This is a genomic window from Variovorax sp. 05T418, from assembly GCF_056396385.1.
This window is the reverse complement of sequence record NZ_JBFTLJ010000014.1, coordinates 121962-133950: the sequence shown is the minus strand read 5'-3', so window position 1 is coordinate 133950 and position 11989 is coordinate 121962. Positions and strand designations below refer to the sequence as shown.

The 11989-nt window shown below is 68.1% G+C and carries 10 protein-coding genes; 8 read left to right on the top strand and 2 right to left on the bottom strand.

Features of this window, described 5'->3' with window-relative positions; genetic code table 11:
- Nucleotides 1–2: 2 nt before the first annotated feature.
- Entirely contained in the window at nucleotides 3–1787 is a 1785-nt protein-coding gene (locus AC1DMS_RS24750; protein WP_478181930.1) for an ABC transporter transmembrane domain-containing protein, read from the bottom strand.
- A 77-nt stretch (nucleotides 1788–1864) separates the two neighbouring features.
- Between AC1DMS_RS24750 and AC1DMS_RS24745 the strand changes: the two genes are divergently transcribed.
- Genes AC1DMS_RS24745 through AC1DMS_RS24730 form a run of 4 tightly spaced genes read left to right on the top strand, consistent with a single transcriptional unit; the run spans nucleotide 1865 to nucleotide 6854 of the window.
- Nucleotides 1865–2401 carry a MarR family winged helix-turn-helix transcriptional regulator gene (locus AC1DMS_RS24745; protein ID WP_012748589.1) on the top strand — a complete coding sequence of 179 codons (537 nt, stop codon included), beginning with the start codon at nucleotides 1865–1867 and terminating at the stop codon, nucleotides 2399–2401.
- Nucleotides 2394–3875 carry an efflux transporter outer membrane subunit gene (locus tag AC1DMS_RS24740; protein ID WP_478181929.1) on the top strand — a complete coding sequence of 494 codons (1482 nt, stop codon included), beginning with the start codon at nucleotides 2394–2396 and terminating at the stop codon, nucleotides 3873–3875. Before AC1DMS_RS24745 ends, AC1DMS_RS24740 begins: the two co-directional genes overlap by 8 nt.
- A 39-nt stretch (nucleotides 3876–3914) precedes the next feature.
- A complete protein-coding gene (locus AC1DMS_RS24735; protein WP_012748587.1) occupies nucleotides 3915–5261 on the top strand; it encodes an HlyD/EmrA/EmrK family protein in 1347 nt (448 codons plus the stop codon).
- A gap of 30 nt (nucleotides 5262–5291) precedes the next feature.
- On the top strand, nucleotides 5292–6854 hold the full coding sequence (locus AC1DMS_RS24730; RefSeq protein WP_012748586.1) for a DHA2 family efflux MFS transporter permease subunit: 1563 nt from the start codon (nucleotides 5292–5294) through the stop codon (nucleotides 6852–6854).
- Between the two features lie 16 nt (nucleotides 6855–6870).
- On the opposite strand, the gene AC1DMS_RS24725 is transcribed toward AC1DMS_RS24730, so the two are convergent.
- Entirely contained in the window at nucleotides 6871–8106 is a 1236-nt protein-coding gene (locus tag AC1DMS_RS24725; RefSeq protein WP_478181928.1) for an AGE family epimerase/isomerase, read from the bottom strand.
- Nucleotides 8107–8288: 182 nt separating this feature from the next.
- On the opposite strand from AC1DMS_RS24725, the gene AC1DMS_RS24720 reads away from it, so the two are divergent.
- From AC1DMS_RS24720 to AC1DMS_RS24705, 4 genes are all read left to right on the top strand, one after another.
- Entirely contained in the window at nucleotides 8289–9059 is a 771-nt protein-coding gene (locus tag AC1DMS_RS24720) for an ABC transporter ATP-binding protein (protein ID WP_012748584.1), read from the top strand.
- Nucleotide 9060: 1 nt separating this feature from the next.
- A complete protein-coding gene (locus AC1DMS_RS24715; protein ID WP_278874755.1) occupies nucleotides 9061–9777 on the top strand; it encodes an ABC transporter ATP-binding protein in 717 nt (238 codons plus the stop codon).
- A 56-nt stretch (nucleotides 9778–9833) separates the two neighbouring features.
- Nucleotides 9834–11030 carry an ABC transporter substrate-binding protein gene (locus AC1DMS_RS24710; RefSeq protein WP_012748582.1) on the top strand — a complete coding sequence of 399 codons (1197 nt, stop codon included), beginning with the start codon at nucleotides 9834–9836 and terminating at the stop codon, nucleotides 11028–11030.
- 83 nt (nucleotides 11031–11113) lie between these two features.
- Complete coding sequence (locus tag AC1DMS_RS24705; protein WP_012748581.1) at nucleotides 11114–11989, top strand: branched-chain amino acid ABC transporter permease; 876 nt, start codon at nucleotides 11114–11116, stop codon at nucleotides 11987–11989.

The following is an 11989-nucleotide window of genomic DNA, read 5'->3' as shown; positions in this document are numbered from 1 at the left end:
CATCAAGCCGTGAACTGCAGCGCGGCCAGGCGGGCATAGACCCCGCCTTGCGCCACCAGCGTGGCGTGCGTTCCCTGTTCGACGATGCCGCCATGGTCCAGCACGATGATGCGGTCGGCCTTCTGCACGGTGGCCAGGCGGTGCGCAATCACCAGCGTTGTGCGGCCTTCCATGGCCGATTCGAGCGCCGCCTGCACCATGCGCTCGCTCTCCGCATCGAGCGCGCTGGTGGCTTCGTCGAGCAGCAGCAGCGGCGGGTTCTTGAGAATGGCGCGCGCAATCGCGATGCGCTGGCGCTGCCCGCCCGACAGGCGCACCCCGCGCTCGCCCAGGAAGGTGTCGTAGCCCTCGGGCAGCGCCTGCAGGAAATCGTGCGCGAAGGCCGCGCGCGCGGCGGCATGCACTTCGTCGGTGGTCGCGTCGGGGCGGCCGTAGCGGATGTTCTCCAAGGCGCTGGCCGAGAAGATCACGGCGTCCTGCGGCACCAGGCCAATGCGGGTGCGCAACTCGGGCAGCGCGAGCGAGGCCAGCGGCGCGCCGTCCAGCAGCAGGCGGCCGGACTGCGGATCGTAGTAGCGCAGCAGCAGCTGGAACACCGTGCTCTTGCCGGCGCCGCTCGATCCCACCAGGGCCACCGTTTCGCCGGGCGCGATGTCGAGGCTGAAGTCCTTGAGCGCCGGCGTGCCGGGCCGCGAGGGGTAGTGGAAGGTCACCGCCTCGAGCCGGACGGCGCTACCGGCCACGGGGACGGGCGCAGCCACCGGATCGGGTGGTGAAACGATGGCCGCCGGGGCATGCAGCAGTTCCATCAGGCGCTCGGTTGCGCCGGCCGCGCGCAGCAGGTCGCCGTAGACCTCGCCGAGCACCGCGGTCGCACTCGCAAGAATGGCCACGTACACCACCGTCTGGCCCAGGTGGCCGGCCGTGATGTCGCCGCGCAGCACCGCCTGCGTGCCCTGGTAGAGGCCCCAGAGCAGCGCCGCCGAGGTGGCGATGATGATGAAGGCCACCAGCACCGAACGCGCCTTGGTGCGGCGCACCGCGGTCTTGAAGGCGTTCTCGGTCGAGGCCTTGAAGCGGCCGGCCTCGCGCGATTCGGCTGTGTAGCTCTGCACCACCGGAATTGCGTTGAGCACCTCGGCCGCGATGGCGCTCGAATCGGCCACGCGGTCCTGGCTCGCGCGCGAGAGCTTGCGCACGCGCCGTCCGAACCACATGCTCGGCAGCACCACCAGCACCAGGATGCCCAGCACCTGGACCATCACATAGGGGTTGGTCCAGATCAGCACCGCCAGCGCACCCACCCCCATGACGGCATTGCGCAGGCCCATGCTCAGCGACGAGCCGACCACGGTCTGGACCAGCGTGGTGTCGGCCGTGAGGCGCGACAGCACTTCGCCGGTCTGGGTGGTCTCGAAGAACGCCGGGCTCTGGCGCAACACGTGGCCGTAGACGGCGTTGCGCAGGTCGGCCGTGACGCGTTCGCCGAGCCAGCTCACCGTATAGAAGCGCGCCGCCGAAAAGAGGCCGAGCGCCACGGCCACCGCAAACAGGGCGCCGAAGTGCTCGCGCAGCGCCATGGTCTGCGCGCCCTTGTCGGCGCTCACCAAACCGCCGTCGATCAGGCTGCGCAGCGCCAGCGGAAACACCAGCGTGGTGACGGCGGCCATCACCAGGAAGATGCCCGCCAGCACGATCTGGACGCGGTAGGGCCGAAGAAAAGGGCTCAGGCCCGACAGCGATCGGGGCGAGCCCTTGGCCGGTGAAGACAGAGGGGAAGAAGCCATGGCGCGGATTCTACCGACCCTTGCCATCGCAAAGGTGGCCTTGACAATAATTGCCCAGACAATTAATATTCCGACCCATGAGCGATGCAGACAATCCGCAACTCCCGCCAGCCTCCGGCGACGCCGGGCGCCGGCCGGTCGATTTCTACCGTGCCGAGGACTACAAGGCCGAGGAAAGCATCGGGTATTTGATGCGCCGCATCCTCAGCGCGGTGGCCCAGGCGGTAGAAACCCGTATGTGCGAGCCCGGTGGTCCCACTTTTCCGCAATGGTTGCCGCTGTACAAGCTGCATGTCGGCGCTGCCACCACGGTGGCCGAACTGGCCCGGGCCTGCGAGCTCGACGCGGGTGCCATGACGCGCCTGCTCGACCGCCTCGAGGCCAAGGGCCTGTGCCGCCGCGTGCGTTCGCTGGAAGACCGGCGCGTGGTCAACATCGAGCTCACCGAGGAAGGCCGCGCCGCCGCCCAGGAGGTGCCGTACGTGCTGAGCCGCGTGCAGAACGAGCACCTGGCGGGCTTCACCAAGGAGGAGTGGGAGCAGCTCAAGGGCTACCTGCGCCGCATTCTCGACAACGCCCAGGCCCTGGCGGCCCGTGGAGATAAAAATGACTGAATCCCTTGCCGCGCGCGCCTTGCGCCGCACCCCCGTTGTTGCCGCCGTGCTGCTTGTGGCCGTGCTGGCCGGCTGCGCCGACATGGCCGGCATCGGCTCCGAGGCCAGGCTGCGCGACGCCGCGTCGCTCGGCCTTGCCGCGGACCGCAGCGCCGCCGCCGTGCCGGCCGTCGAGCGCCAATGGTGGCTCGCCTTTGGCGATGCGCAGCTCAACACGCTGATCGACCAGGCCGTGGCCGGCAATCCGAACCTGCAGGTGGCGCGGGCGCGGCTCGCGCGCGCGCAGGCCTCGGCGGACATCGCCGAGTCGGCACTGAAGCCCAAGGTCAACGGCGAACTCGACCTCAAGCGCCAGAAGTTCAACAGCAACTACATCTATCCCGCGCCGCTCGGCGGCTCCACGCAGAACATCGGCCTGCTGCAGCTCGGCGCGAACTGGGAGCTCGACTTCTTCGGCAAGAACCGCACCGCGCTCGAAGCCGCCATCGGCGCCGCCAACGCCGCAGCAGCCGACGCCGATGCCGCGCGCGTGCTGCTGGCCAGCAACGTGGCGCGCAGCTACTTCCAGTGGGCGCGCCTGAACGAGCAGCTCGGCGTGGCGCGGCGCACGCTGGCCCAGCGCGAGGAAACGCTCAAGCTGGTGCATGACCGCGTGTCCGCGGGCCTCGATACCCGCCTCGAGCTGCGCCAGAGCGAAGGCGGCCTGCCCGAAGCGCGCCAGCAGATCGAAGCCCTCGGCGAGCAGATCGCGCTGCAGCAGCATGCGCTCGACGCGCTCGTGGGCCAGCCCGACGTGTCCGCATCGCTCAAGCCGCCGATGCTCGAAGCCGTCAAGCCGATGGCGCTGCAGGCCAGCATTCCGGCCGACCTGCTGGGCCGCCGCGCCGACATCGCCGCCGCGCGCTGGCGCGTCGAGGCCGCCACCAGCGACGTGGCCAACGCCAAAACCCAGTTCTATCCCAACGTGAACCTCACGGCCTTCGCCGGCTTCCAGAGCCTGGGTTTCGGCAAGCTGCTCAAGTCGGGCAGCGAGCAGTGGGGCGTGGGCCCCGCGATCCACCTGCCGATCTTCGAAGGCGGCCAATTGCGCGCCAACCTGCGCGGCAAGGCGGCCGACCTGGACGCCGCGATCGAGAGCTACAACGCCACCGTGCTCGACGCGGTGCATGACGCGGCCGACCAGGTGTCCAGCGCCCAGTCGATCACGCGCCAGCAGGCCGAGCAGCGCGCCGCGCAGGCCGCCGCCGAAGGGGCCTACGACATCGCCGTGCAGCGCTATCGCGCGGGCCTGGGCAACTACCTCAACGTGCTGACCGCCGAAACCGCCGTGCTCGCGCAGCGCCGGCTGGCGGTCGACCTGGCCGCACGCGCGCTCGACACGCAGGTGGGCCTGGCGCGCGCGCTCGGCGGCGGCTGGCAGCCGCCGGCAACCGCCACCGCCGCGGCCACCGCTTCACCTGCCGCATCGAACTGAACTGAACCGACTTTTTTCGTCTTCGGAAAGAACTCCATCATGAGCGACAACAACACTCCGACGCCCGCTGCAGCCAACGCTTCCGCAGCTCCCGAAGCACCCGCCGGCAACGGCAAGCGCCGCCGCGCACTGACTGCGCTGGCGGCCGTGGTGATCGTCGCCGGCGGCGGCTGGGGCCTCTACGAATGGCTGGTGGCCAGCCACTACGAGGACACCGACAACGCCTACGTGCAGGGCAACGTGATCCAGATCACGCCGCAGATCGGCGGCACCGTCATGGCCATCAATGCCGACGACACCGACTTCGTGAAGGCCGGCCAGCCGCTGGTGCAGCTGGACCCCGCCGATGCGAAGGTGGCGCTCGAGCAGGCCGAGGCCGCGCTCGCGCAGGCCGTGCGCCAGGTGCGCACGCTCTATGCCAACAACGGTTCGCTGGCCGCGCAGATCACGCTGCGCCAGGCCGACATCGTCAAGGCGCAGAGCGACATCGCCAAGGCGCAGGACGACCTGCAGCGCCGCCGCGCGCTGTCGGGCAACGGCGCGGTCTCCAAGGAAGAACTCAACCACGCCGAGACGGCGCTGGACAACGCCAAGAGCCAGCTCGCCGCCGCGCAGGCCGGCGTGGTGGCTGCGCGCGAAGCGCTGGCCAGCAACCAGTCGCTGACCGAGGGCACCAGCGTGGCCCAGCACCCGAGCGTGCTGGCGGCCGCCGCCAAGGTGCGCGAGGCCTACCTGGCCACCCAGCGCGTCGCGCTGCCGGCGCCGGTCGACGGCTACGTCGCCAAGCGCACCGTGCAGCTCGGCCAGCGCGTGGCGGCCGGCACGCCGATGATGTCGATCGTGCCGCTGAACCAGCTGTGGGTCGACGCCAACTTCAAGGAAGTGCAGCTGCGCAACATCCGCATCGACCAGCCCGTGAAGCTCAGGGCCGACGTCTACGGCAAGAAGGTGGAATACACCGGCAAGGTCGCGGGCCTGGGCGTGGGCACCGGCAGCGCCTTTGCGCTGCTGCCCGCGCAGAACGCCACCGGCAACTGGATCAAGGTGGTGCAGCGCGTGCCCGTGCGCATCGCGCTCGACCCCGAGCAGCTCAAGGCCAACCCGCTGCGCATCGGCCTGTCGATGGACGCCGAGATCGACATCTCGCAAAAGAGCGGCAAGATGCTGGCCGACGCGCCGCGCCCCACCGCCATCTCGCAGACGCAGGTCTACAGCAAGCTCGACCAGGGCGCCGACGCCGAGGTCGACCGCATCGTGGCCGCCAACCTGGGCCGCGGCGCACCGGCCGCCTCTGCGGCGCCGGCACCGGCTGCGGGCCGCTCCGCCGTGCCCGCGGCCGCCGCCGGCACCGCGGCACAGGCTGCTTCGCAATCCCATCCCGGCTGATCGCCGTTCACGGTTTCCGAGGCAAAGCCAATGGCCACTGCTGCTCCCGCCTACGTTGCGCATCCGCCGCTCGAGGGCGCCGCCCGCGTCTGGGGCACGATCGCGCTGTCGGCCGCGACCTTCATGAACGTGCTCGATTCGTCGATCGCGAACGTGTCGCTGCCGGCCATCTCGGGCGACCTGGGCGTGAGCACCACGCAAGGCACCTGGGTCATCACCAGCTTCGCGGTGGCCAACGCCATCGCGGTGCCGCTCACGGGCTTCATGACGCAGCGCTTCGGACAGGTGCGCCTGTTCATGGCCAGCGTGATCCTGTTCATGGTCAGCTCGCTCCTGTGCGGCCTGGCGCCGAACATGACCACGCTGATCCTGTTCCGCGCGCTGCAGGGCTTTGTCGCGGGGCCGATGATCCCGCTGTCGCAGACGCTCCTGCTGTCGAGCTATCCGCGCGCCAAGGCGGGCCTCGCAATGGCGATGTGGTCGATGACCACGCTGGTCGCGCCGGTGATGGGGCCGCTGCTGGGCGGCTGGATCACCGACAACATCTCGTGGCCGTGGATCTTCTACATCAACATTCCCGTGGGCATCGTCGCGGCCGGCATCACCTGGGCGCTCTACCGCAAGCGCGAGAGCAACACGCACAAGGTGCCGATCGACGCCATCGGCCTCGCGCTGCTGGTGCTGTGGGTCGGCTCAATGCAGCTCATGCTCGACAAGGGCAAGGAGCTCGACTGGTTCCACTCGCCCGAGATCGTCACGATGGCCGTGATCGCGGTGGTCGGCTTCGCCTTCTTCCTGATCTGGGAGCTGACCGACAAGCACCCGGTGGTCGACCTGTCGCTCTTCAAGCGCCGCAACTTCTGGTCGGGCGCCGTGGCCACCGCCGTGGCCTATGGCCTGTTCTTCGGCAACGTGGTGCTGCTGCCGCTGTGGCTGCAGCAATGGATGGGCTACACCGCCACGCAGGCCGGCATGATCATGGCGCCGGTGGGGCTGCTGGCGATCTTCTTCTCGCCGGTGGTCGGGCTCACGGTGGCCAAGATCGATCCGCGCCGCTACGCCACCTTCTCGTTCCTGGTGTTTGCGCTGGTGCTGTGGATGCGCTCGAACTTCAACACGCAGGCCGACTTCGTGACGATCATCATCCCGACGATCATCCAGGGCATCGCGATGGCGTTCTTCTTCATTCCGCTGGTGACCATCACGCTCTCGGGCCTCACGCCCGACCGCATACCGGCTGCATCGGGGCTGTCGAACTTCCTGCGCATCACGGCGGGCGCCATGGGCACGTCGATCACCACCACGCTGTGGGAGAACCGCGCGGCGCTGCACCACTCGCAGCTCGCGGAGTCGGTGAACCCGGGCAACAACGCAGCAGCCAGCGCGATGTCGGGGCTGGCGAGCAGCGGCCTGAGCACCGAGCAGGTGATGGGCCAGATCAACCGCATCGTCGACCAGCAGGCCTTCATGCTGGCCACCAACGACATCTTCTATGCGTCGGCGATCCTGTTCCTGCTGCTAATTCCGCTGGTGTGGCTGGCCAAGCCGCAGCGCGGCGGTGCCGGGGGCGACGCCGCAGCCGGCGCGCATTGAGGGCGGGCGCTGCTCTTCAGGCGCCGAGTGCGCGCAGCACGTCGTAGCACGCGCCCATGGTGTGGTAGTCGGTCTTGCCGGCCGGGCTTTTTTCGTCGCTGATCTTGCGGTTGTCGGGCGTGAGGATGCGGTACCACGCGCCATGGCGGTGGTCGACGAAATGCGCCCAGCTGCAGGCCCAGATGCGGTCGTACCAGCTCCAGTAGCCGGCATCGCCGGTGCGCACGGCCAGCAGGGCGGCGGCGGCAAAACTCTCGGCCTGCACCCAGAAGTACTTGTCGCCGTCGCACACCGCGCCGTCGGGGCCGAATCCATAAACGAGGCCGCCATGCGCCGCGTCCCAGCCACGCAGCATCGCGGTGTCGAAGAAGTGCCTGGCGCGCGGCACGGCCCAATCCGCTTCGCGGCCCGCGGCAACCAGCGCGCGCTCCAGTTGCAGCAGCAGCTTGGCCCACTCGGTCAGGTGCCCGGTCTGGAAGCCCCAGGGCCGGAAGATGTTGCTCTTGTCGCCGCGGTTGTAGTCCCAGTCGACCGACCAGTCTTCGCGGTAGTGCTCCCAGACCAGTCCGCCGGCCAGCGCCGCCTGCCGGCCCGTGACCGACTCCGCCAGCGCGAGCGCGCGATCGAGGTAGCGCGCGTCCTGCGTGGCCTCGAAGGCCGCAAGCATCGCTTCGCAGGCGTGCATGTTGGCGTTCTGGCCGCGGTACGTGCCCACGTGCCAGTCGGGGCTGGCTTCGTCGGCATAGAGCGCGTGCCGAGGCTCCCAGAAATGCCGCTCCATCAGCTGCCAGGCGGCCTCGAGCCCTGAGCGCGCTTCTTCGATGCCGGCCATGAGCGCATGCGCATGCGCGAGCAGCACGAAGGCCAGGCCGTAGCAATGCTGCGTGCCGTCCTGCACGGTGGCGCGGCCGCCGTGCCAGTCGACCTGCCACGCATAGCCGCCGCCCGGCTGCGCATGCGCGCGCTGCACGAAAGCCAGGCCGTGGCGCGCGCCGTCGAGGTGCTTCGGATCGCCGAAGCGCCGGTACGCCATCGCATGATTGAAGACGAAGCGCGCGCTGCTGACGAGGTGGCGCGTGCGCCGGTCGTACACCGTGCCGTCGTCCTTGAAGAAGTGGAAGAAGCCGCCGGATGGGTCGCGGCAGACCGGCTCATAGAAGGCCAGCGTGTGCACGATGTGGCCGGTCAGGAATTCGGGCGAGCGGAAGTTCGGCATGGGGCTGAAGGGTTCGAACCGATGGGTCATTGTCATTGTGACGACAGTCGCGCGCCGCAGTGAGCGGCCGCGGGCAGAAGGTTGCACTGCAGCATAGGCATTTGCCCCAGTATGCAAGCGGGAGGCGGCCACGAACAATCGGTCCGCGCTCGACAGTGGCGCGATGAGATGGACCGCATGACCCACATATCTTTCCTGAACCCGGGCGACTTCGCGAGATGAGCGACGTCATCCTCGAAACACGCCAGCTCACCAAGGAATTCAAGGGGTTCACTGCGGTCAGCAAGGTCGATCTCTCGGTGGTGCGCGGCTCGATCCATGCGTTGATCGGCCCGAACGGCGCCGGCAAGACCACCTGCTTCAACCTGCTCACCAAGTTTCTCGAACCCACCAGCGGCACGATCCTGTTCAACGGGCAGGACATCACGGGCGAGCGGCCGGCGCAGATCGCGCGGCGCGGCATCATCCGCTCGTTCCAGATCTCGGCGGTGTTTCCGCACCTCACGCTGCTGGAGAACGTGCGCCTCGGACTGCAGCGCGCGCTCGGCACCTCGTACCACTTCTGGAAGAGCGAGAAGACGCTCGAGCCGCTCGACGCACGCGCCCGCGAACTGCTGGCCGAGGTCGGCCTCGCGCACGAAGCCGACGAACTCACGGTGAACCTGCCCTACGGCCACAAGCGCGCGCTCGAGATCGCGACCACGCTGGCCATGGACCCCGAGCTGATGCTGCTCGACGAGCCCACGCAGGGCATGGGCCATGAAGACGTGCACCGCGTGGCCGAACTCATCAAGCGCGTGTCGGCCGGCCGCACCATCCTGATGGTCGAGCACAACATGAGCGTGGTCTCGACCATTGCCGACACCATCACGGTGCTGCAGCGCGGTGCCGTGCTGGCCGAAGGGCCGTACGCCGAAGTCTCCAGGAATCCGCAGGTGATGGAGGCCTACATGGGCACCACCGACGGCCAGCTGCAAGGAGCCCATTGAGATGACCGCCGCGCTCGAAATCAAGGGCCTGCACGCCTGGTACGGCGAATCGCATGTGCTGCATGGCGTCGACATGGTGGTGCAGCCCGGCGAGGTGGTCACGCTGCTCGGGCGCAACGGCGCGGGGCGCACCAGCACGCTGCGCGCGATCATGGGCCTGACCGGCTCGCGCAAGGGCAGCATCGAAGTCAACGGCGTGCAGACCATCGGCATGGCCACGCACCGCATCGCGCACCTGGGCATCGGCTATTGCCCCGAGGAGCGCGGCATCTTCGCGAGCCTCTCGGCCGAGGAGAACCTGCTGCTGCCGCCGCCGCTCAAGAACGGCAAGGGCGTGGGGCAGGGCATGTCGGTGGCCGAGATCTACGAGATGTTCCCCAACCTGGCCGAGCGCCGCAACAGCCCGGGCACGCGGCTGTCGGGCGGCGAGCAGCAGATGCTCGCGGTGGCGCGCATCCTGCGCACCGGCGCCAAGCTGCTGCTGCTCGACGAGATATCCGAAGGCCTCGCGCCCGTCATCGTGCAGGCGCTCGCGCGGATGATCCACACGCTGCGCGCCAAGGGCTACACCATCGTGATGGTGGAGCAGAACTTCCGCTTTGCCGCGCCGCTGGCCGACCGCTTCTACGTGATGGAGCACGGCCGCATGGTCGAGGCCTTCGGCGCCAAGGAGCTCGAAGCCAAGATGCCCGTGCTCAGCGAGCTGCTGGGCGTATAAGCGAGCGCACGCCATTTTTTTCTGTCGACGACCCTTTCAACTATTCAGGAGACACCATGCAAACCAAGCTCAAAATCATTGCTCTCATGCTCGGGGCCGCAGGTCTTGCGAGCCATGCCGTGCAGGCGCAGGAGAAGGTCGTCATCGGCTACATCAGCGACCTGTCGGGCCTGTACGCCGACCTGGAAGGCAAGGGCGGCGCCACGGCCATCCAGATGGCCATCGACGACATGGGCGGCAAGGTGCTCGGCCAGCCGGTCGAGGTGCTGAGCGTCGACCACCAGAACAAGCCCGACATCGCGGCCTCGAAGGCGCGCGAGTGGATCGACACCGCCGGCGCCACGATGATCTTCGCGGGCACCAATTCGGGCGTGGCGCTGGCCACCGCCAAGGTGGCGCAGGAAAAGAAGCGCGTGTTCTTCACCAACGGCGCGGCCACCTCGGCGCTCACCAACGCGCAGTGCAGCCCCTACACCGTGCACTACGCCTACGACACCGTCGCGCTGGCCAAGAGCACCGGCGGCGCGGTGGTCGACACCGGCGGCAAGAGCTGGTTCTTCCTGACGGCCGACTATGCCTTCGGCCATGCGCTCGAGGCCGACACCGCCAAGGTCGTCAAGGCCAAGGGCGGCTCGGTGGTGGGCACGGTGCGGGCGCCGCTCAATGCGTCGGACTTCTCGTCCTTCCTGCTGCAGGCGCAGAACTCCAAGGCCCAGGTGCTGGGCCTGGCCAATGCCGGCGGCGACTTCATCAACTCGATGAAGGCATCGAAGGAATTCGGCATCGACAAGTCGATGAAGATCGCGGGCCTGCTGGTGTTCCTCACCGACGTGAAGAGCCTGGGCCTGCCGGCCACGCAGGGCCTGCTGCACACCACCAGCTGGTACTGGGACGCCGACGACGAGTCGCGCAAGTGGGCCGCGCGCTACGAAGCCAAGACCAAGAACAAGCCGACCGACATCCAGGCCGCCGACTACTCGGCCACCATGGCCTACCTCAAGGCCGTGGAAGCCGTGAAGAGCACCGATGCCGACAAGGTCATGGCCTACCTCAAGAAGACGCCGATCAACGACTTCTACGCCAAGGGCGTGATCCGCGCCGACGGCCGCATGGTGCACGACATGCTGCTGGCCGAAGTGAAGAAGCCTTCGGAATCCAAGGGCCCGTGGGACCTGCTGAAGATCGTCAAGAAGGTGCCCGGCGACCAGGTCTACACGACCAAGGAAGAAAGCACCTGCGCGCTGTGGAAGTAAGCGTTGCCTGAGCGGGAGGCGGCCGTACGCGGCGCCCCCGCGCGAAGCCGCTGCCTCCTTTCTGAACCTCGATTCCATTCACGATGAATATTTCTATGCCTGCCCTGTTGAGCCAGCTCCTGCTGGGGCTGGTCAACGGGTCGTTCTACGCGATCCTGAGCCTGGGGCTGGCGGTGATCTTCGGGCTGCTCAACGTCATCAACTTCGCGCATGGCGCGCTGTTCATGATGGGGGCGGTGCTGTCGTGGATGGCGATGAACTACTTCAACGTCAACTACTGGGTCATGCTGGTGGTGGCGCCGGTCATCGTCGGCCTGTTCGGCGTGCTGATCGAGCGGCTGCTGCTGCGCTGGATCTACAAGCTCGACCACCTTTACGGCCTCTTGCTCACGCTGGGCCTCACGCTGCTGATCGAAGGCGGCTTCCGCTCGGTGTACGGCGTCTCTGGCCTGGCCTACAGCACGCCCGAGGCGCTGAGCGGCGGCACCAACCTGGGCTTCATGTTCCTGCCCAACTACCGCGCGTGGGTGGTGGTGGCGTCGCTGGTGGTGTGCTTTGCCACCTGGTATGCAATTGAAAAGACGCGGCTCGGTGCCTACCTGCGCGCCGGCACCGAGAACCCGCGGCTGGTGGAAGCCTTCGGCGTCAACGTGCCGCTGATGGTGACGCTGACCTACGGCTTCGGCGTGGCGCTGGCGGCCTTCGCGGGCGTGCTCGCGGCGCCGGTGATCCAGATCTCGCCGCTGATGGGGCAGAACCTCATCATCATCGTGTTCGCGGTGGTCGTGATCGGCGGCATGGGCTCGATCATGGGCGCCATCCTCACGGGCCTGGGGCTCGGCGTGGTCGAGGGGCTGACCAAGGTGTTCTATCCGGAGGCCTCGGCCACGGTGGTGTTCGTGATCATGGTCGTGGTGCTGCTGATCCGTCCGGCGGGCCTGTTCGGCAGCGAGAAGTGA